Annotated in this window: 19 protein-coding genes; 11 read left to right on the top strand and 8 right to left on the bottom strand. The window is 70.6% G+C overall.

What is annotated here, in order from left to right; genetic code table 11:
• Positions 1 to 57 precede the first annotated feature (57 nt).
• The 3 genes from ACIBCK_RS23570 (at position 58) to ACIBCK_RS23560 (ending at position 4640) form a co-directional block, all read left to right on the top strand.
• On the top strand, positions 58 to 1299 hold the full coding sequence (locus ACIBCK_RS23570; RefSeq protein WP_399393196.1) for a damage-control phosphatase ARMT1 family protein: 1242 nt from the start codon (positions 58 to 60) through the stop codon (positions 1297 to 1299).
• A gap of 344 nt (positions 1300 to 1643) precedes the next feature.
• A complete protein-coding gene (locus tag ACIBCK_RS23565) occupies positions 1644 to 3326 on the top strand; it encodes an ABC-F family ATP-binding cassette domain-containing protein (protein WP_399393194.1) in 1683 nt (560 codons plus the stop codon).
• Positions 3327 to 3383: 57 nt separating this feature from the next.
• Positions 3384 to 4640: a glycosyltransferase gene (locus ACIBCK_RS23560; protein ID WP_399393192.1), complete on the top strand. Its 1257-nt coding sequence runs from the start codon at positions 3384 to 3386 to the stop codon at positions 4638 to 4640.
• Positions 4641 to 4799: 159 nt separating this feature from the next.
• On the opposite strand, the gene ACIBCK_RS23555 is transcribed toward ACIBCK_RS23560, so the two are convergent.
• From ACIBCK_RS23555 to ACIBCK_RS23540, 4 genes are all read right to left on the bottom strand, one after another.
• Positions 4800 to 5366, bottom strand: a complete 567-nt coding sequence (locus ACIBCK_RS23555) for a DoxX family protein (RefSeq protein ID WP_399393190.1) — start codon at positions 5364 to 5366, stop codon at positions 4800 to 4802.
• 99 nt (positions 5367 to 5465) lie between these two features.
• Positions 5466 to 5858: a hypothetical protein gene (locus tag ACIBCK_RS23550; RefSeq protein ID WP_399393188.1), complete on the bottom strand. Its 393-nt coding sequence runs from the start codon at positions 5856 to 5858 to the stop codon at positions 5466 to 5468.
• A gap of 84 nt (positions 5859 to 5942) precedes the next feature.
• The gene (locus ACIBCK_RS23545) at positions 5943 to 7493 is read right to left on the bottom strand and encodes an alpha/beta hydrolase (RefSeq protein ID WP_399393186.1); all 1551 of its coding nucleotides are present in this window, start codon (positions 7491 to 7493) and stop codon (positions 5943 to 5945) included.
• Positions 7494 to 7593: 100 nt separating this feature from the next.
• Positions 7594 to 8409: an AraC family transcriptional regulator gene (locus ACIBCK_RS23540; RefSeq protein ID WP_399393184.1), complete on the bottom strand. Its 816-nt coding sequence runs from the start codon at positions 8407 to 8409 to the stop codon at positions 7594 to 7596.
• A gap of 50 nt (positions 8410 to 8459) precedes the next feature.
• Between ACIBCK_RS23540 and ACIBCK_RS23535 the strand changes: the two genes are divergently transcribed.
• The 4 genes from ACIBCK_RS23535 to ACIBCK_RS23520 all read left to right on the top strand — a co-directional run bounded on the left by ACIBCK_RS23535 (position 8460) and on the right by ACIBCK_RS23520 (position 12295).
• Positions 8460 to 8849, top strand: coding sequence for a cupin domain-containing protein (locus tag ACIBCK_RS23535; RefSeq protein ID WP_399393182.1), 390 nt, complete (start codon positions 8460 to 8462; stop codon positions 8847 to 8849).
• 175 nt (positions 8850 to 9024) lie between these two features.
• On the top strand, positions 9025 to 10293 hold the full coding sequence (locus ACIBCK_RS23530) for an aminotransferase class I/II-fold pyridoxal phosphate-dependent enzyme (protein WP_399393180.1): 1269 nt from the start codon (positions 9025 to 9027) through the stop codon (positions 10291 to 10293).
• 154 nt (positions 10294 to 10447) lie between these two features.
• Positions 10448 to 11386 (top strand): hypothetical protein, encoded by a 939-nt coding sequence (locus ACIBCK_RS23525; protein WP_399393178.1) that lies wholly within the window; start codon positions 10448 to 10450, stop codon positions 11384 to 11386.
• 156 nt (positions 11387 to 11542) lie between these two features.
• Entirely contained in the window at positions 11543 to 12295 is a 753-nt protein-coding gene (locus tag ACIBCK_RS23520; RefSeq protein WP_399393176.1) for a type 1 glutamine amidotransferase, read from the top strand.
• A gap of 3 nt (positions 12296 to 12298) precedes the next feature.
• On the opposite strand, the gene ACIBCK_RS23515 is transcribed toward ACIBCK_RS23520, so the two are convergent.
• Both ACIBCK_RS23515 and ACIBCK_RS23510 read right to left on the bottom strand, forming a co-directional pair.
• Positions 12299 to 12856, bottom strand: a complete 558-nt coding sequence (locus tag ACIBCK_RS23515; RefSeq protein WP_399393174.1) for a GNAT family N-acetyltransferase — start codon at positions 12854 to 12856, stop codon at positions 12299 to 12301.
• A gap of 88 nt (positions 12857 to 12944) precedes the next feature.
• Positions 12945 to 13262 carry an ArsR/SmtB family transcription factor gene (locus ACIBCK_RS23510; protein WP_399393172.1) on the bottom strand — a complete coding sequence of 106 codons (318 nt, stop codon included), beginning with the start codon at positions 13260 to 13262 and terminating at the stop codon, positions 12945 to 12947.
• A 130-nt stretch (positions 13263 to 13392) separates the two neighbouring features.
• Between ACIBCK_RS23510 and ACIBCK_RS23505 the strand changes: the two genes are divergently transcribed.
• Positions 13393 to 13749 carry a putative quinol monooxygenase gene (locus tag ACIBCK_RS23505; protein ID WP_399393170.1) on the top strand — a complete coding sequence of 119 codons (357 nt, stop codon included), beginning with the start codon at positions 13393 to 13395 and terminating at the stop codon, positions 13747 to 13749.
• 460 nt (positions 13750 to 14209) lie between these two features.
• A complete protein-coding gene (locus ACIBCK_RS23500) occupies positions 14210 to 15109 on the top strand; it encodes a LysR family transcriptional regulator (protein WP_399393168.1) in 900 nt (299 codons plus the stop codon).
• Between the two features lie 42 nt (positions 15110 to 15151).
• Here ACIBCK_RS23500 and ACIBCK_RS23495 read toward each other — a convergent pair whose 3' ends face one another.
• Both ACIBCK_RS23495 and ACIBCK_RS23490 read right to left on the bottom strand, forming a co-directional pair.
• The gene (locus tag ACIBCK_RS23495; protein WP_399393166.1) at positions 15152 to 15922 is read right to left on the bottom strand and encodes an oxidoreductase; all 771 of its coding nucleotides are present in this window, start codon (positions 15920 to 15922) and stop codon (positions 15152 to 15154) included.
• Between the two features lie 195 nt (positions 15923 to 16117).
• Complete coding sequence (locus ACIBCK_RS23490; RefSeq protein WP_399393164.1) at positions 16118 to 16687, bottom strand: TetR/AcrR family transcriptional regulator; 570 nt, start codon at positions 16685 to 16687, stop codon at positions 16118 to 16120.
• Positions 16688 to 16757: 70 nt separating this feature from the next.
• Between ACIBCK_RS23490 and ACIBCK_RS23485 the strand changes: the two genes are divergently transcribed.
• Both ACIBCK_RS23485 and ACIBCK_RS23480 read left to right on the top strand, forming a co-directional pair.
• Positions 16758 to 17651, top strand: a complete 894-nt coding sequence (locus tag ACIBCK_RS23485) for an NADP-dependent oxidoreductase (RefSeq protein ID WP_399393162.1) — start codon at positions 16758 to 16760, stop codon at positions 17649 to 17651.
• A gap of 224 nt (positions 17652 to 17875) precedes the next feature.
• A complete protein-coding gene (locus ACIBCK_RS23480; RefSeq protein WP_399393160.1) occupies positions 17876 to 18988 on the top strand; it encodes a LacI family DNA-binding transcriptional regulator in 1113 nt (370 codons plus the stop codon).
• Positions 18989 to 19063 lie beyond the last annotated feature (75 nt).

The following is a 19063-nucleotide window of genomic DNA, read 5'->3' as shown; positions in this document are numbered from 1 at the left end:
GTCACCGTAGACCGGCCTGCCCTCGGCGTTCAAATAGTGAGAAGAAAAGGTGAAGGAATGAACGGCGCAGCCGATGCGAACGACGCAGCCGATGCGAACGACGCAGCCGACGCGAACGACGCGGCCAGCGCCGACGACGCGGTCGAAGCACCCGTCATCCTGAGCAACGCACCCGGCTCCTTCCCCCGAAGCGTGCTCGCGGAGCGGCATCCCGCGCTCATCAAGAAGGTCCGCGACGCCTTCCCCTACGGCCCTCGGCAGCATCGCGCCCTCGACGCTCTCCTGACGCAGGCCACGGAGGGCGTGATCGAGCCGCTGGGGCCCGAGGCGCACGACCGCCACCTGTGGGAGCGATGGGGGCGCGAGTACTTCGGCCTGTCCTGGTTCGACGTGCCCTTCCTGTGGGCCGAGAGCTACTTCTACCGCCAACTCCTCACCGCTGTCGGTTACTTCGAGGCCGGCCCCTGGCAGGGCATCGATCCGTTCCGCCCCTTCAAGCAGGCCGAACTCCACACCGGGGAGGCCGACGAGGAGCTGGCCGCACTCGGCCGCCTGGCCCCGCGTCCGGACGACGAACGGCGCCAGGCCATGCTCCTCGGCTCCCTGTGGGGCAACCGCGCCGACCTCGGCTTCGCCGTGGGCGGCGGCGGATCCGGGACCGTCGACTCGCGGCTCGTCGCCGACGACTCCGAGCTGCTGTGGTCCCTGCTCCCCGAAGGTGGTGCGGCCACGCTGTGCCTGGTCGCGGACAACGCCGGACGCGAGCTGCTGCCCGACCTCATCCTCATCGACCACCTCCTGCGCCGACGGCGCGCGGAGCGGGTCGTGCTGCACGTCAAGCCCTACCCGTACTACGTCTCGGACGCCATGACCGCCGACGTGATCGACTGCCTGCACCGTCTGAAGGGCGCACGGGGCGTCGCCGCGGAGGTGGGCGAACGCCTGTGGTCGGCCATGGGCGACGGCCGGATCACCGTACGCAGCCACACCTTCTCCAGTGCCCCTCTGCCGTACGCGCGGATGCCCGAGGATCTGCGCCGGGAATTCGCCGAGGCCGACGTGACCGTCATGAAGGGCGACCTGAACTACCGGCGCCTGGTCGGCGACCAGCTGTGGCCCGCCACCACGCCGTTCGCGGAGCGCACCGCGTACTTCCCGGGACCGGTGGCCGCCCTGCGGACACTGAAGTCCGACGTGATCGTCGGACTCGACGGGCGGACCGAGGCGACGCTCGTCGCCGAACACGGCCAGGGGTGGCGCACCAGCGGCACCCACGCCCTGATCCAGGCACGGCCGTGACCCCGAGGGTCATGATCCCGAGCGCCGTGACCTGCAGAGATGGCGTAAGGCTTTGCCAATCTCCCCCAAGGTCGTTATCGTCTCGAACGGCCCTGTTGTCTCCGATAGAGGTGGACGTTGCGCATCTGAGGTTCGCGATCATCGCGCCGTACGGCCCTCGCCGTACGCCCGTCACGCCGCAGCCCGGCCTTGCCGTGCCGCCCGTGACCCCGCGTGGATGCGACCTCGGTGCATGAGCCGTCCCTCGATCTCCCGGACCGCCGCACCCCTCTCTCGGCCGGTCGCCGCGTGGTGCTCGCATACGACGCCCCCGCCCACTGCGCCCTGCGACTGCGAGATTCATCATGTCTGTACCCACCACCCCCAGCGCCTCCCTGACCTGCTCCGCCCTGTCCTTCCAGTGGCCGGACGGCACGAGCGTCTTCGACGGTCTCTCCGTCAGCATCGGCAGGGGCCGCACCGGACTCGTCGGCGCCAACGGCACCGGAAAATCAACCCTGTTGCGCCTGCTCGCCGGTCAACTGCGCCCCTCCCAAGGGTCGGTGACCGTCGGCGGCACCCTGGCCCATCTCCCGCAGAACATCACCCTCGACACAACCCTGCGCGTCGACCAGGCCCTGGGCATCGCCGAGCGGCGTGCCGCACTGCGTGCCATCGAATCCGGCGACGTACGCGAGGAGCACTTCGAGACGGTCGGCGACGACTGGGACGTCGAGGAGCGGGCGCTGGCCCAGCTGGGGTCACTCGGCCTCGGTGACATCGAACTCGACCGGACGGTGGGCCAGTTGTCCGGCGGGGAGACCGTGCTGCTGCGCCTGGCGGCGCTCCTCCTGGAACGCCCGGACGTCCTCCTCCTCGACGAACCGACCAACAACCTCGACCTGTTCGCGCGCCGCAGGCTCTACGAGGCCGTCGACTCCTGGCGCTCCGGCGTCCTCGTCGTGGTCAGCCACGACCTCGACCTGCTGGAACGCGTGGACCGCATCGCCGAACTGCGTTCCGGGTCGGTGAGCTGGTACGGCGGCGGCTGGTCCGCCTACGAGGAAGCGCTGGCCACCGAGCAGGAAGCGGCAGGACGGATGCTGCGTGCCGCGGAGGCCGACGTACGCCGCCAGAAGCGCGAACTGGAGGAGACCCAGGTCAAGGTGGCCCGCCGCCAGCGGCACAGCAAGAAGATGGACGCCCAGCGGCGCGCCCCGCGTATCGTGGCTGGCGAGAAGAAGCGCTCGGCGCAGGAGTCGGGGGACAAGCTCCGGGGTCTGCACGAGGAGCGGCTCAGCGAGGCGCGCGAGCGGCGCGAGGAGGCCGCGGACGCGATCCGCGACGACGCCGAGATCCGCGTCAGCCTCCCGCACACCGCTGTGCCCGCGGGCCGCACGGTACTGACCCTGCGCGAAGTGCGACCCCGCTTCGGTACGTTGCGGGAGGGCACCCTGCAGGTGCGGGGGCCCGAGCGGATCGCGCTCGTCGGGCGCAACGGCGCCGGCAAGACGACGCTGCTGCGCACCCTCACCGGGGGGTTGGCCCCACTGTCCGGCGAGGTCAGGACGTCGGTGCCGCTGAGGTTTTTGCCGCAGCGCCTGGACGTGCTCGACGACGGGCTGAGCGTCGCGGCGAACGTCGCCCGCCTTGCACCCGGGCTCACGGAGAACCACATCCGCTCGCAGCTGGCGCGCTTCCTCTTCAAGGGGGCTCGTGCCGAACAACTGGCGGGCACCCTCTCGGGCGGCGAGCGCTTCCGTGCCGCGCTCGCGGCGATGATGCTCGCCGCGCCGGCCCCTCAGCTGCTGATCCTCGACGAGCCGACCAACAACCTTGACCTGGCCAGTGTGCGCCAACTCACCGGCGCGCTCGAGTCGTACGAGGGAGCGCTCCTTATCGCCAGCCACGACTTGACGTTCCTGGAGTCGATCGGCGTCACGCGCTGGGTGCATGTCGCGGAGGAACTCCAGGAGACCACCGCGGACGAGGTCCGCGATGTCTTGGCGGCGCGCGGCAAGGCGGATACCGGAGAATCCTCGGCCTAGGCCAAGAACCTGACGAGAAGCCTGACGAGAAAGCTGACGAGAAGGGAGAGTCACCAAGTGCGTGTGTTGTTGTCTACGTACGGTTCGCGCGGGGACGTCGAACCGCTGGTGGGACTCGCGGAGCGGTTGCGGGAGCTCGGCGCGGAGGTGCGGGTGTGCGCACCGCCGGACGAGGACTTCGCGCAGCGGCTGGCCGCTGTCGATGTGCCCTTGGTGCCGGTGGGCCGGTCGGCGCGCGCCCTGACCACCGCCGCGCCGCAGCCGTCGTCCCTGCCCCAGCGTGCCGCCGAGTTGATCGCGAGCCAGTTCGATGCGGTGAGCGCGGCGGCCGAGGGGTGCGACGTGTTGGTGGCGACCGGTGTGATGCCGGCCGCGGCCGGTGCGCGGTCCGTGGCCGAGAAGCTCGGTATCCCTTCCGTGTCCGTGACCTTCCAGCAGATCACCCTGCCGTCGCCGCACCACGCGCCGCTGGCGTATGCGGGGCGGCCGTTCCCGCCGGAGGTGACGGACAACCGGGTGCTGTGGGAGCTGGACGCCGAGAGCATCAACGCGCTGTTCGGCGAGGCGCTCAACAGGAACCGGGCGTCGGTCGGCCTGCCCCTGGTGGACAACGTCCGTGACTACGTCATCGGCGACAAGCCGTGGCTGGCGACGGACCCGGTCCTTGACCCGTGGCGGAAGACACCGGACTTCGACGTCGTACAGACCGGTGCGTGGATCATGCCGGACGAACGGCCGCTCCCCGCCGAGCTGGTGGCGTTCCTGGACGCCGGAGAACCACCGGTGTACGTGGGCTTCGGCAGCATGCCGATGGGCGCGTCGAAGGAGGAGTCACAGGACGCGTCCCGGGTGGTCGTCGAGGCGGTCCGCGCGCAGGGCCGCCGTGTGCTCGTCTCCCGCGGCTGGGCCGATCTCGACCTGCTCGACGACCGGGACGACTGCTTCGTCGTCGGCGAGGCCAACCACCAGACCCTGTTCGGCCGGGTGGCCGCCGTGGTGCACCACGGCGGCGCGGGCACCACGACGACCGCCACTCGCGCCGGAGCACCCCAAGTGGTGGTGCCCCAGGCCACGGACCAGCCGTACTGGGCCGCCCGCGTAGTCGACCTGGGCATCGGCGCGGCACACGACGGCCCAACCCCGACCGTCACATCCCTGTCCGCCGCGCTCGGAACGGCCCTGACCCCCGAGACCCGCACGCGAGCAAAGTCGTTGGCAGCCACGATCCGCACGGACGGCGCGCAAGTGGCGGCGAAGCTGCTGCTGGACTTGGCCGGCCGCGGGGGGCAGGGGGTCGCCGGCTCGCGGGGGTGAGCCTTCGGCTGAGGGCCGCTCGCCCCGACGTTCGCCTGCCTTCCGCCGCGCTCGGGGCGGCCTTGCCTCCCGAGACCCGTGCGCGTGCCTGCTCGGCATGGTCGGCCGCGGGGAGGCGGGTGCGGCTCGGGTGGGTGGGTCTTCGGCTGCGGGCTGCCGTCAGTCGTGCAGGGCCACCAGGACGATCGCGGCCGAGACCGCGCCGAGGGCCACGGCCGCGAGGCCGTGGGAGAGGCGGTGGCTGCGGGGGACGGGCAGGAGGTGGTCCGCGGCGAACCTGCCGGGGCCGGCGAGGGCCAGGCTCACTGCCGCGGTGAGCAGGACCAGGTCGTACTCGATGCCGGAGGGGTTGAAGAAGCCGTTGCCCCATTTCATGGCAATGGCATTGAGCATGATCCCGACGATGCCCGCCCCGGCGAGCGGGGTGAGCAGGCCGATGACGAGGCCGAGGCCGCAGAGCGTCTCCGTCAGACCGGCGACCGTGGCCATGGTCTTCGGGACGGAGTAGCCGTCGCTCGCGAAGAACCCCGCGGTGCTGTCGAGGCCCGCCCCGTTGAACCAGCCGAAGAGCTTCTGGCTGCCGTGGACCGCCATGGTCAGACCGACCGCGCAGCGCAGCAGAAGGAGGCCGATGTCAGCGCCGTACCGCGCGGGGGCGAGCGGGGAGTTGGTGCCGCGGAGAGCGGCGGTGTGCGTGCTGGTGGACGTGGAAGAGGAAAGGGGCATGCGGATCTCTCCTGTTGATCGATGCAGGTTGTGCCGTGAGGTGGTGATGTGGTGACGCCGACCGGTCCCGTCGGCGGGGTGCGGGTGGAGAGATCCCGTCTACGTTCTGATGACCTGGGTTCTGTAGAGGTCGACGGACGTCGCGTCCGGGGGAGCGGCGCCGGGCAGTTCGCCGGCCTCGTCACGCGTCTCGTACGGCGCGGGCGTCGCCTCGAAGGTGGGTGAACTGGTCCGCTCGGGAGCGGGCAACGCCCCGCGCGGCGCCCTGTTCTCCCCCTCGTGACAGCCACGTCCGCCGTCACGTCCCCCGTCCCGTCCGCTGTCACGGCTGTCGGCCGCGCGCTCGGCGTGCGAAACGTCGGGCATCGCCGTCACGACAGCACTGCCCGACGGTCCGTCGATCCCGAGCAGGGCGAGGAGGAAGAGAGAGGCCATGGCGAGCAGAGCCGTGCGCACCGCACCGCCCTGGAGTCGCATCTCCCGTGTGGCCATGTCCGATCGATGGTAGGTCAGAGCGGGCGGCCGGCACAGGAGGAGACCCCTGGCGGAGCAAGAAGCAGCGGTGCGGCTCGCCCACTACCGCCGGGCGCACGCGATGTCGCGGGCCGGAAGAGCGCCGGTGCGCAGGTAGTTGTTGACCGCGCGGTCGGCGCAGGGGACGGGGCGCAGTCCTTCGAGACCGCGGCCGTACACCCCGTGCGAGCGGATGTCCGCGGTGATCAGGCGGGAGCCGGTCAGTTTGCGGTGCAGGGCCAGGGCTCCGGCATAAGGGACGTTGTTGTCGCGGCGGGCCTGGAGCATCAGTACGGGTACGTCGTTGGAGATGGCCGTGCCGGGCTCGCGGGGCTCCGCGGCCCAGAACGCACACGGGGCGATCATGCCGTTGACGTAGGGGCCGAACATGGGCTGGGTGGTACGGCTGCGCACGCTGTTCTTCCAGTACGTCTCCGGGTCCTTCGGCCAGCCGCCGGCAGGCCAGCCGCCGTCACCGCACATGAAGAGCGCCCCGCCCACCATGCTGTCCGCGAGGTCGGGCGAAGCGAGCAGCTCCAGCATCGCGGCGAGCTCGGGGCCGGGCTCGACCGGCTCTCCCGCCGCCGCCTCGACCAGGTCCCGGACGATGGCGGCCAGCGTCGGGTCGTACTCCGTGTGCTGAATCGGCTGCTTCAACAGCAGCCGTAGAACAGGGGCGTTGAGACGTTGCCCCTGGACGCTTACCGGCTGACGCTCGGCCTGCGCGATGAGCTGCTCGACACGCATCCGTACGTGCGAGGCAGTGCGGCCGAGCCGGTACGTGCCGTGGTGGCGTGCGGTCCAGGCGGCCCACTCGTCCAGCGCTTCCTCGGCCGGTGCGCCGGAACTCTGGAACAGTTCGTACTGGGTGGCGGACGGGTCGGTCGAGGAGTCGATGACCATACGGTCCGTGCGGCGGGGGAACAGCTGCGTGTAGACGGCGCCCAGGTCGGCGCCGTAGGAGATGCCGTAATAGGAGAGCTTCCGCTCGCCGAGGGCGGCCCTGATCACGTCCATGTCGCGGGCCACGTTGCGGGAGGAGGCGTGTGGCAGCAGTTCCGCGTTGCCGCCGTGCTCCGAGCAGCGCCGCGCCGTGTCCCGCGCGGACCGCACCGATGCGTCGAAGTCAGCGCGGGGCGATGTCGAGGGGCCGGGCGGGGCCGGCGGCTCGGCCCGCGCACAGGTGATCGGGGAGCTCTCGCCGAGGAACCGCGGGTCGAACCCGATGAGGTCGTAGCCGTCCGCCACCTGCTTCAACGCGGGCCGCAGAGCAAGGGTGTTGGCGAGGCCACTGCCGCCCGGTCCACCAGGATTGGACAGCAGCACGCCGCGGCGGTGTGACGACGACTTGGCCTTGACGCGCGAGACGGCGATCCGGAGGGTACGGCCGCCGGGGGCGGAGTAGTCGAGGGGGACCTTCACCTTCGCGCACTGCGCCCCGGCGGCGCTCAGCTCCGCCTGCGCCTTGGAGCAAGGACCCCAGCTCAGCCGCTGCTGCTCGTAGGAGGAGAGCGGGCCGGTGGCCGGGAGGGAGATCGCCGTCGACGGCGCTGCTCCGGCGAGCAGCCCGGCCAGGCTCAGGCCTGTCGCGAGTGAGGGGATGACGCCGCGCATCGTGCTCCTTGGGTGTGCCTGAGGCAGGGACGGACGGAGTCGACGCTAGGAGCAGGGGAGGTGACAGAACATCAGGTCACCTGGTCGATGCGTGCGGGGGCTAACCCCCGTCGGCGCCCCGGCGATAGCGTCCGGGCGTCGTGCCCACGTGGCGGGTGAAGTGCCGGTTCAGATGGGCCTGGTCGTGGAATCCCACACGGGTCGCGACCTCGGCGGGGCGACGGCCGTCGAGCAGCAGGTGGCGCGCCCGGTCGATGCGCTTGCCGGTGAGGTAGGTGTGCGGCGGCAGGCCGTAGGTCTGCCGGAAGCAGCGGATCAGGTGGGTGGGGTGCGCGTGCAGCGCGTCGGCGGCCTCCTGCAGCGGGAGGCCGGTGACGGTCCGGGAGTCGAGGAGTTCACGCAGTCCGGTGGCCAGGCGGTTGGCCTCGCGGCCGGGTGTGCGGGGCCGCAGCGCGTCGAGATGGACGTGGAGCCGCTCGCGGACGAAGGAGAGGCGCGACTCCGCTTCGAACTCGTCTCCCGTGTGGCTGAGCGAGGCATGGAGTTGGTGGATGCGCCGGCGCAGCAAGGGGTCCAGAAGGATCGGCCCGTCCACCGCGCCGCCGATCAGGCGCCGGGGGAGCACGGAGTCATCCAGATACAGGACGCGTTTCCGGAAGCCCGATTCGGTGACCGTCCGCCCGTCGTGCGGCACGCCAGGAGGAAGCAAGAGGACGTTGGCGGTGCCGGTCGCATCATGGCGGCGGCGGTCGAGCGCGAAGTCGACGGCTCCGTCATCGAGGATCATCAGGTCCCACGTGTCGTGGGTGTGAGCCGGATACGCGTGGTCGGTGAAGTGCGCGTGGAAGACCTCGGCGATCCCCGGAACCGACGGCCGCCAGGCGCTGATGGACGTGCGGGGCCGCTCTTGGCTCATGCCAGGAACGTACAAGACCGTTCGAGTCCGGTCGCGGCAAGCTCATGGTCATGGAAAACGAACACCGCACCTCCAAGAAGTCCGTCCCCGTCAACATCGCCGACAAGCTCGCGGGGTTCAGCGAACTGTGGTCGCAGAAGACAGTGGCCACCCTCAACGACTACGAGGTCAAGCTGGCCAAGGTGCAGGGGGAGTTCGTCTGGCACAGCCACGAGGACACCGATGAACTCTTCCTGGTGATCAGCGGACGGCTGACCATCCAGCTCAGGGACGGCGACGTGACCCTGGCACCGGGCGAGCTGTTCGTGGTCCCCCGCGGCGTCGAGCACTGCCCGGTGGCGGACGAGGAGACCGCCATCCTGCTCTTCGAGCCCGCGGGGACACTGAACACCGGCGACGTCGGCGGCCCGATGACCAAGGCCGCCGAGCTCGTTTCGTGATGTGAGGGCGGTCACAGCAGGGACCCCGCGACAGTCCTCCTGAGAGTGACGAGCACCACCTGCCGGGGCATACGCAGGCCATCGCTTTGTATCCTCGGCAGGCAGTGCCGATACCTCCGTCGCAGACCCGGGCAGCTCACAGGACCGGGCGGCGCCGACAACGTAAGGACACACCATGACCACCGAGCTGAGCCCCGACGCCGTGACCGGGCTCCTTGAGCGGGCCCGCCAGGACTACCAGGACCTCGCAGGACGCGGGCTCTCGCTCGACCTCACGCGCGGCAAGCCGGCGCCCGAGCAGCTCGACCTCTCCGAGGACCTGCTGAGCCTGCCGGGCGGTCGGCACACCTCCGCGGACGGCACGGACGTACGTAATTACGGTGGTCTGCAGGGTCTGGTGGAGCTCCGGGAGATCTTCGCGGACGTGCTGCAGGTGCCCGCCGGGCAGCTCCTCGCGCTCGGCAACTCCAGCCTCGAGCTGATGCACGACTGTCTGGTGCACGCCCTGCTGAGCGTGGTGCCCGGCGCCGATTCACGCTGGGTGGACCAGGAACGGATCGCGTTCCTGTGCCCGACTCCGGGTTACGACCGGCACTTCGCGCTCTGTGAGCGGTTCGGGATCGACATGATCCCGGTGCCGATGACCGCCGACGGCCCGGACATGGACGTCGTGGAGCGGCTCGTCGCCGAGGACCCGGCCGTCAAGGGCATCTGGTGCGTCCCGAAGTACAGCAACCCCGACGGTGTCTGCTACAGCGACGAGACCGTCGCCCGCCTCGCCTCGATGCAGGCCGCGGCGCCCGATTTCCGGATCTTCTGGGACAACGCGTACGCCGCGCACCACCTCACCGCGGAGCCCGTCGAGATCGCCGACCTGCTCACCGCCTGCGCGGACGCCGGCAACGCGGACCGTGTCTTCGTCTTCGGCTCCACCTCGAAGATCACCGCCGCCGGTGCGGGCGTCGCCTTCTTCGGCTCGTCGCCCGCGAACCTGAAGTGGCTGCTCGCCAACAACGCCAAGCGGTCGATCGGCCCGGACAAGATCAACCAGCTGCGACACGTCATGTTCCTGCGCGACGCCGAGGGGGTGCGCGCCCACATGGAGCGCCAGCGCGCCCTGCTCCAGCCGAAGTTCGAGGCGGTGGCCCGGATTCTGGAGGCGGAGCTCGGAGGCACCGGCCTCGCCCGCTGGACCGACCCCAAGGGCGGCTACTTCGTCACGCTCGAAGTGACCGACGGCTGCGCCAAGGAGGTCGTACGCCGCGCCGCGGAGGCAGGCATCGTGCTGACCCCGGCCGGCGCCACCCACCCCTACGGCGACGACCCGCGCGACGCCACCATCCGCATCGCGCCCAGCTACCCGAGCCTCGCCGAACTCGAGCAGGCCATCGCGGGACTCGCCGTGTGCGTACGGCTCGTGGGGTACGAGCAGCGGGTCGCCTAGCCCCGAGGACACTCACGGGCAGAGCCCGAAGCCCCGAAGCGGGAACGCGTGCCCATGCGTTCCCGCTTCGAGGCCTCGGCCCTGGTGACAGCAGTCCGGTTCCGGCCAGTAAACTGCGCGCGCTCAGAGGCGTCGCAGGAGGCGAGGGGGAACCGTGGCACACGGGGGATATCAGGGCTGGGGACCGGGAAACGGTCAGCCGCAGGGCGGTGGCCCTCATCCGTACGGGCCGCAGGGTGGTGGCCCGAATCCGTACGGACCGCCGCAACCCGGGCCATACCCGCCCCCGCAGCCGTATCCGTACCCGCCGCAGCCCGTCCGGCGGCGGCGCTCGGGGTGCGCGCTCTTCTTCGTCTCGCCGCTCATCCCGTTCATCCGCTCCGCACGCCGCCGCGCCGAGGCGATCTTCAACCAGCCCGGCGCAGGCCGCGTCGCGGACCCGCTCGTGACGAAGGTGCAGCTGGGGCGCGCGATCATCGGTGCGGCAGCCAGCCTCCTCCTCGTCTACACCTACGGCGCGGACGACGGCTGGAGCGGGGTCGCCAACGACGGCGTCGTGAAGCTGATCCTCGCCCCGCTGCTGCTCATCTTCACCGGGCCGCTGGTCGTCCTGGGCTTCATCCGCTACGCCCCCGCCGCGCAACGCCGTGTGCTCCGCTCCCGGCTGCGGGCGCCCCTCAAGGCCGTGGCCTGGTACGTCGGCATCCTGGTCGGTGTCGTGCTCGTGCTGGCGGGCAGCGCCCTGGTGCTCAAGCAGAACTACGGCACGCTCGTGAACGGCCTCATCGCGCTCGCCCTCCTCATCGGTCTCGTCTGGCTGCTGCCGTTCCTCCTCTTCGCCTCCGCGTACGCCGCCCGCTACGCCTTCAACACGTCCAACGTGCACGCCGCTCTCCCGGCCGCGCTCACCGTCGTGCTCGTCTGGGAGCTGATGCTCTTCAGCGTCGCGCTCGAAGGGGGTCTTCCGTACGGGCCACCGGCCGCGCAGTGGAGCGCGGTCCTCGGCGGCCCGGTGTCCGTGACCGCGGTGGCCCTGTGGGAACTGCACCGCATGCGAACCCGCCACGGCGTGCGCATCCGCACCCACGGATGACGCGCGGGGTGCGCGGTCGCGAGGCGACCGCCACCTGCCTGACGAGGCCCTGACCTGGCACGTTACGGTGTGAATCCGCCAATACGGCGCGAGCCCGCCCTATTACGGTGTGAGCCGTCCCCGTTCCCGCTTCCTCGCCCCGCAGGAGAACCCCCCATGCCCGCGCGCACCGTCCTGATCCTTCAGCACGTCGAGGTCGAGAAGCCCGGCCTGATCCTGGACGTGCTGGCGGACAGCGGCCTCGACGTCGACATCCGGAACCTGATCGACACTCCGGACGCGTCGGCCCGCGAGCTGCCGCCGGTGTCCGAGCTGGCGGGACTCGTCGTGATGGGCGGTCCCATGAACGCCGACGACCTGGCGGCACATCCGGCCCTGAAGCTGGAGCGGGACCTCCTTGCCGACGCGCTGCGGGCCGGGGTCCCGACGCTGGGGGTATGTCTGGGCGCCCAACTCCTCGCCCGCGCCCAGGACATAGCGGTACGGACCGGTGCCGCTCTAGGCCGGGGGAGCGAGATCGGCTGGGCTCCGCTGCTCGACGTGGACCGTGCCGATCCGGTCGTCGGCCCGCTGGCCGACGCCCGCGCGGTGCTCCACTGGCACGGCGACCGCATCGTTCCCGCCGACGGCACTCGCGTCCTCGCCAGGACCGGTACCACCGAGTGCCAGGCGTTCCGGGCCGGACCGGTCGCCTGGGGGCTCCAGTTCCATCTGGAGGTCACTCCGGCGCTCCTCGACGACTGGCTCGCCGAGCCGTCCTTCGCCACTGAGGCCGTGGACGTCCTCGGCGCCGGTGCCGAGGAGCGGCTACGGGCCGATGCCCGTGCCGTGGCCGCGGAGCTTCGTCCGCTGGCGGAGCGGAGCCTGTCCCACCTGCGGGGCCTGTTCCTCGGGCGCGCCGGCCTCTGACAACTAGCGCTCCTCGAGAACCATTTCCCGCTCCACCTTGGAGGGATCGTCCTTCATCGGGACGGTCTCCCCGGAGCGCACGAACCCGTACCGCCGGTAGAAGCTCTCGGCCCGCGCGTTGTCCTCGTGGACGTACAGGCGCACCCGCGCCACATCCGGCACGGACCACGCCCACTCGACGGCCGCCCCGAAGAGTGCGTCGATCACTCCGCTTCCGCGGTGGTCGGGGCGCACATAGACACCGGCGAGATGCGCCTGGCGCTTTTGAATGGGTCCACCGAACACGTCGTCGCTGTCCGCGTCCTCGATGAGCACGGTCACCGATCCGTTCCAGGTCCCGTCGGTCCCCTCGGCCACGAACTGGCGCACCCGCGTGCCGTCGGCCGCCTTTTTGGCCCGCTCCTGCCAGAAGGAGTCCGGCTCCGCGGCGGCCTTCTCGTACGTCTCGAGAAAGGCGATCGGAGCCACCGGATCCTGTAGCGACGAGAGCCGCAGCTCCTTCACCTTCGGCCACTCATCGGCACGTATCGGGCGGACGGCATGGCGGGAAACTTGGTTCATGCAGCCGCACCCTACGTGACCCCTGCCGGGGATGCCGCGGCATTTTCGCAGGTCCACGGGCCGCGGCCGCGCGCACCGGGGGAGCGGCCTACTCCTCCGTCTCGGCCGTCACCACACCCAGGAGCCCGGGAAAACGCTGCTCAAGATCCGCCCGGCGCAGGGTGGCCATCCGGCTGTTACCGCGGGCGACCTGCTCGATCAGCCCGGCCTCGCGCAGCGCGCGGAAGTGGTGGGTGACGGTCGCCTTGGAGACAGGCAGCGCGAAGGAACTGCAGGTGCGCGCGGTGCCGTCGGGCGCGGCGGCCAACTCGCGCACCACGCGGCGACGCAGCGGATCCGCCAGTGCGGCGAGCACCGGCCCGAGCCGCATCTCCTCGACGGTCGGATGACCTTCGTCGTCGGGCATGCCGGACGCCTCCCTTTAGGTACGGCTTGCATCGTACCTCTGGGCCCGCTAGCGTCCGTCCGGCAGATAGGTACGAGATCAATCGTACCTATGTCTTATGCATCGGGCCGCCCGACAGAGGAGAACTTGCATGGCGCGACTGGAACAACTGGAGCAACTGGGGCGACGGGACCGGCCGTTCACGCTGGTCGGCACCGCTCGCCCCAAGCCCGAACGCGCGGCCGAGCTGAAAGCGCTGCTGCTCTCGTTCGTCGAGCCGACGCGGCAGGAGGCAGGCTGCCTGGAGTACCACTTCCACGAAGACCGGGACGAGCCCGGGGTGTTCGTCTTCTACGAGGCCTGGCGCTCCCAGGCCGATCTCGACGCCCACCTGGCTCTCCCGCACCTGCGGGCCTTCTGGGAGCGGCGGATGGATTACCTGGAGTCCGACCTCGACATCCGTTTCCTGACGATGCACAGTCCGTACGAGTACCCGGTCGAGGCCTGAGGATCGGGCCCCTGGTGGGTGAATCCGGCCATGTTGAGGGCTTGTTCGGGCACGTTGCTACTCATCGATGCCCCTCACACCTATGGTGATTGGGACATGACTGGGTGCCTGGGGGTGAGACCGATGGCTTTCACTGAGATTGCCGTAGCCGTGATTACGGCCGGGCCTGCCTATATCGCGGTCTACTTGGCCGCGCGGAAGGCCCAAGGCGAGCCGGCGCAACCGCAGGCTTGTGCACAGCACGCCGTCTGCGAGCAGTGCACGGGTCGAACCACGAGGGACAGCGTGCCGGACAGTGTCATGGGCTGGGCCCTGGCAGCCTGACCCGACCCCCACCACTTCGCAGTACCGCACCGGGCCCGCCACCTTCAGGGTGACGGGCCCGCTGCGTGCTCGGGAATCTCCGTCGGCGGCGATGAGTTGCTCACGACTACAACGGCAGCTACAAAGAAATGAGTCGATGAGCCTTCGTCAGTACGAGTACGCCCTGGCCGTCGCCGAGGAGGGCTCGGTGACCGCGGCGGCGGAGCTCCTGCACGTCGCTCAACCGTCGGTGTCCCAGCAGATCCGCGGTCTGGAGCGGAAACTCGGCGTGGAACTCTTCGCCCGTACGCCGACCGGCCTCGTGCCCACCGTGGTCGGCCGCGCGTTCCTGCGGGAGGCGGAGATCGCGGTGAGCGCGTCCCGGCGGGCGAGGGCGACGGCGCGGGCCGGCGCCGACGAACTGGTGGGCGAGCTCGTGGTCGCGGTGCAAATGGGCTTCGGCACCCGGCAGTTGCCCGGTGCGCTGGCCGCACTGCGACGCCGTTTCCCCCGGCTGGAGGTCACCGTCTTCGAGGAGCCGAGCTCCGCCGAGCTCGAACGCCTCGGGCGGCGCGGCGCGCTGGACCTGGCCCTGATGGCGGCCTGCGAGCAGAGCCCCGACGACGCCCACCACCTCGGCGACGAGGAGTTCGTGGTGGTGCTCGCCGCCGGGCACCGGCAGCTCGCCGTGGACCGGGTCGAGCTGCGCGAACTGGCGGGCGAGCCATGGCTGAGGTTCGACCGTGACAGCGCGCTCGACGGCGTACTGCTCGACGTGCTGCGGACCAACGAGCTGACTCCGGCCACAGCCGCCCGCGTGTCCCAGACGGCGACGGCCGTGCGCTGGGCCGCCCACGGGCTGGGGGTGGCACTCGTCCCGGCATCCGCGGTGCCGCACGGGCACGAGCATCTCGTCCGCCCCGTCTTCCCGGCCGTGTCCCAGCCCGTCATCGCCGTGGTCCGGCCCGCGGCAGGCCCGGCGGAGACGGCCCTGCTCGAACTCCTTCGCAAGGAGAGCTGGTCCACCGAGCCTGCTATTTCCTTCGCGGTGTCCTGACGGTTGTGAATGCGGAGGAAATGGAGAGGATGAAAAGCGGCGTCAGCTCCTGGGGAATTCACCGCCGTCCACGACGAGATTGCTCCCGGTCAGCCAGCCCGCCCGGTCGGACAGGAGGAAAAGCATCGCGTCGGCGATGTCGTCTGGCCGCCCGTCGCGCCCCAGCGGAGGCCGCGTGGTGTCCTGGCCGGGCCCCGCGTCCAGACGCGCCCACTGCTCCCGCGTCGCTTCGCCCCCGGGGGTGGCGGTCCTGCCGGGAGACACCGTGTTGACCCGGATTCCGAACGGGGCCAGCTCCGACGCCAACCCCCGGCTGTAGGCCTCGAGCGCCGCCTTCGCCGTCACGTAGTGCAGGAACGGTGGCGCCACAGTGGGGACCGCGGCCGACGAGACGTGCACGACCACTCCCGAACGCCGCTCCCGCATTCCCGGTGTCAGCAGCGAGTTCAGCCGCACGGACGCCAGAAAGTTCAGGTCCAGCGCGTTCTGCCACTCCTCGTCAGGGATGGCCGAAGCGTCCTTGTACGGTTGCGCCCCGCCCGCGTTGTGGACCAGGACGTCCACCCCGCCGAGCTCTTTGTGCGCGACCGCCGCGAGCGCCTCCGCCCCCGCACGCGTCCGCACGTCGGCCTCCACGAAGGTGGCCCCCTCCGGCACTGTGCCCGTCGCCGACCTGGCGGTCGTGAGCACCTCGGCCCCCGCGTCGAGGAGCCGGCGTACGACGGCCGCTCCGATTCCGCGGGTTCCGCCTGTGACCAGAGCCCGCTTTCCCGCGAATTCCCGCATTCCAAATTCGTTCTCAACCGTGGTCATGTCACCGGTCCTCTCCATCACTCATTCGTCCGATCGACCTGTTTGACGGTAGGTCCGGAAAAGGAGTGAAAGCAAAGACGAAATGGCAGCAGGCGATATAGGGGATGCCTATATCCGGGAGGGGAACGGGGGAACGGGGGAACGGGGGAATCGGGGAATGGGGCGAAGAGCTCGAAGCTGTAGGGGCCCGGGGGGTCAGGCGGCCTTCCAGGCCGCCTCGATCATCTGGAAGATCTCGTCCACCGCGGCCTCCGGATCGGCCGCATCGCGGGCCAGCGAAAAGGCGTCGATCGCGAACCGCGCGATCGCCCGGCAGGCCGTCGCGGACCGTGCCAGGCCGGGATCGGCGGCGATGACGCTCGCCACCGCCTCCGCGTGGCGCAGCCTCATCGCCTCCTCGTACTCCCGCAGGGCGGGCGAGGCGTCGATCATGCGCCAGAGCGGGGCGGCACCGTCCGCCGTGCAGTGCCGCACGAGAGCCAGGATCTCGCGGTGCAGCGCGGGGACAAGCGGCTCGTCCGGGGCGCGGTCGGTGACCGCCCTGGTGAGGCGTTGCTCGAAGTTCTCGTCCTGCTCGAACACCAGCGCCTCTTTGGAGGCGAAGTGGGAGAAGAGCGTGGTGACGGCCACGTCGGCCTCGGCGGCCACGTCGCGGATGCCCACCGCTTCGTACCCGCGTTCAAGGAAGAGCCGCAGGGCGGTCTCGGCGATCTTCTGGCGGGTCGCGGCCTTCTTGCGCTCGCGACGTCCGGTCGGCACGGTCATTCGCTGATGCTACCAGTTACAAAGTCACAACCGTTGTTAAACACTAACCGTTAGTGTTATGTTCGGCGACATGAAGAGAGTGAGCTTCACCGAGTTCGGTGGCCCTGACGTACTACGACTCGAAGACGCCGATGAGCCCCACGCGGGCCCCGGCCAGATACGCATCGCCGTGCGGGCGGCGGGCGTGAACCCCGTCGACTGGAGGGTCCGCGAAGGTCAGAAGCTGGGAGCCCATCCGGTCGAGTTGCCCGCCGGAGTCGGGCTGGACGCCTCCGGTGTCGTGGACGAGGTCGGTGAGGGCGTCGAAGGGGTCGAGGTCGGCGACCACGTGTTCGGCGAAGGCTCGTGTACGTATGCCGAGTTCGCCGTGCTGGGGGCCTGGGCCCGGATGCCCGAGGGGCTGACGTTCGAGGAGGCGGCCGGCTACCCCTCCGTGGTGGAGACCGCGCTGCGCATCATCGACCAGGTCGGTGTGCGGGCCGGGCAGACGCTGCTGGTCAGCGGTGCGTCCGGGGGAGTGGGATCGGCGGTACTGCAGATCGCCCGCGAGCGCGGCATCACGGTGATAGGTACGGCGGGGGCCGCGAACCAGGACTATCTGCGGGGCCTGGGCGCCGTTCCCACGACGTACGGCGATGGCTGGGTCGAGCGGGTGCGGCAGCTTGGAAACGTCGACGCGGCTCTCGATCTGGCAGGTTCGGGCGTCATCCGTGAACTCGTCGAACTGACCGGGGATCCACGGACGGTGATCTCCATCGCCGATCTCGGTGCGCCGGAGTTCGGCGTCCGGTTCTCCGGCGTGGCCGGGAGCGTGCCGGAAGCGCTCGCCGAGGCCGCCGACCTCATCTCGCGGGGGAGGCTCCACATCCCGGTCGAGAAGTCGTACGCGCTGGCCGATGCCGCGGCGGCGCACATCGACAGCCAGGCCGGCCACACGCGCGGGCGCCGGGTCGTAGTCATCTGAGCCGATTCCCGCGCAGGCGCAGGCGCAGGCGCAGGGGCAGGTGGCGCCGGCCGACGTCTGTGAACTGTTGCGCGGCGGCCCGCGGTTCGCGTGATCGTCGAGCCGGCGGCCGCGCTCCGACGGTCGGGAAAAAGTTCGTTCCCGTCTCTTGACCCATCGCCCCGAGCCCCGCACAGTACTCGTTAATGCGCATAACTAATACGCATTAACGACGGGGGGCAGCGGTGGACCAACCCAAGAAGCGGGCCGCGCGAGGCCGGGCGTCCGCGCCGGTAGGGCGCACCGGACGCCCGCGTCAGGCCGAGGTCGCCCGGCTCGCGGGGGTCTCGCAGGCCACGGTGTCGTTGGTCCTCGCCGGGAAGAAGCAGGGCGTGGCCATCTCGGACGAGACCCGGCAGAAGGTGCTCGACGCGGCCGCGAGCCTCGGCTATGTTCCCGACCCCGCGGCGCGGCGCCTAGCGGCGGCACGCAACGGCCTGCTCGGAGTCTTCAGCTTCACGGCCACCTTCCCCACGGATGTGCAGCACTCGTACTACCCGTTCCTGGTGGGCGTGGAGCAGGAAGCCGCCGCGCAGGGATACGACCTGGTGCTCTTCACCGGGTCGAGTACCGGCGGCGCGGGGGCCGGCGGGCCGCGCGCGCTCAACAGGGCGCGGCTCGCCGACGGGTGTCTCTTCCTCGGCCGCCACGCCCCGGTGGACGAGCTGCGCAGGCTCGTGGACGACGGGTTTCCCGTGGTCCACCTGGGTCGCAGGGAGGAGCCGGAGGGGCTCGCCTGGGTCGGCGCCGACTATGTGAGCGCCAGCCGCGAAGTCGTCCAGCGGCTCGCCGCCCTTGGGCACCGTCGCATCATTCTCGTACGCGAGGACGACGACGCGCCCGCTTCGACCGACCGCGAACAAGGCTTTCTGGAGGGCCTGAAAGCCGCGGGACTGCCCGGTGGGCACGCTGCCGTGTTCCGCAGCGCGAAGCCGCAACGCGAGCTGGGCCCCGAGCACTTGCGGCGGTGGGCGGCAGAGGGTGTCACCGCGTTCGTGGCCGAAGAGACCGACAGCGGCGCCGCCTGGCGAGCGCTGAGCACGGCTGCCCGCGACGCCGGTCTGCGATGCCCCGACGACATCTCACTCGCGGTGCTCGGCAGCCCGCCCCCGGATCTCGCGGACGAGCCGCAGCCCAGCGGATTCGACATCCCCCGCGCGCAGTTGGGCGCCGCTGCCGTGCGCCTGCTCGCCACGCTCGTCGCGGGCGAGGACGCTCCCGACCCCCTGGTGGCCTGCACATTCCGGCCGGGCGCCAGCACGGGCCCCCCACCCGAGGTGCTCCCGGACAGCGCATGACGGGCGCGGGGGGCCACGCCCCACCGGGCTCGCTCCCCGCATCCCACTGCACAACCACGTACAGCACAGCCAGCA

It is taken from the genome of Streptomyces sp. NPDC051218 (genome assembly GCF_044455475.1).
Lineage (GTDB): Bacteria > Actinomycetota > Actinomycetes > Streptomycetales > Streptomycetaceae > Streptomyces.
Note: the sequence above shows the minus strand (reverse complement) of the source record. Positions and strands in the feature narration are given on the sequence as shown.

Coding starts and splice junctions, on each gene's coding strand:
- ACIBCK_RS23570 (WP_399393196.1), top strand. CDS start 58: ATGAACGGCGCAGCCGATGCGAACGACGCAGCCGATGCGAACGACGCA.
- ACIBCK_RS23565 (WP_399393194.1), top strand. CDS start 1,644: ATGTCTGTACCCACCACCCCCAGCGCCTCCCTGACCTGCTCCGCCCTG.
- ACIBCK_RS23555 (WP_399393190.1), bottom strand. CDS start 5,366: ATGCCCCTTTCCTCTTCCACGTCCACCAGCACGCACACCGCCGCTCTC.
- ACIBCK_RS23550 (WP_399393188.1), bottom strand. CDS start 5,858: ATGGCCACACGGGAGATGCGACTCCAGGGCGGTGCGGTGCGCACGGCT.
- ACIBCK_RS23545 (WP_399393186.1), bottom strand. CDS start 7,493: ATGCGCGGCGTCATCCCCTCACTCGCGACAGGCCTGAGCCTGGCCGGG.
- ACIBCK_RS23540 (WP_399393184.1), bottom strand. CDS start 8,409: ATGAGCCAAGAGCGGCCCCGCACGTCCATCAGCGCCTGGCGGCCGTCG.
- ACIBCK_RS23535 (WP_399393182.1), top strand. CDS start 8,460: ATGGAAAACGAACACCGCACCTCCAAGAAGTCCGTCCCCGTCAACATC.
- ACIBCK_RS23530 (WP_399393180.1), top strand. CDS start 9,025: ATGACCACCGAGCTGAGCCCCGACGCCGTGACCGGGCTCCTTGAGCGG.
- ACIBCK_RS23520 (WP_399393176.1), top strand. CDS start 11,543: ATGCCCGCGCGCACCGTCCTGATCCTTCAGCACGTCGAGGTCGAGAAG.
- ACIBCK_RS23515 (WP_399393174.1), bottom strand. CDS start 12,856: ATGAACCAAGTTTCCCGCCATGCCGTCCGCCCGATACGTGCCGATGAG.
- ACIBCK_RS23510 (WP_399393172.1), bottom strand. CDS start 13,262: ATGCCCGACGACGAAGGTCATCCGACCGTCGAGGAGATGCGGCTCGGG.
- ACIBCK_RS23505 (WP_399393170.1), top strand. CDS start 13,393: ATGGCGCGACTGGAACAACTGGAGCAACTGGGGCGACGGGACCGGCCG.
- ACIBCK_RS23500 (WP_399393168.1), top strand. CDS start 14,210: ATGAGCCTTCGTCAGTACGAGTACGCCCTGGCCGTCGCCGAGGAGGGC.
- ACIBCK_RS23495 (WP_399393166.1), bottom strand. CDS start 15,922: ATGACCACGGTTGAGAACGAATTTGGAATGCGGGAATTCGCGGGAAAG.
- ACIBCK_RS23490 (WP_399393164.1), bottom strand. CDS start 16,687: ATGACCGTGCCGACCGGACGTCGCGAGCGCAAGAAGGCCGCGACCCGC.
- ACIBCK_RS23485 (WP_399393162.1), top strand. CDS start 16,758: ATGAAGAGAGTGAGCTTCACCGAGTTCGGTGGCCCTGACGTACTACGA.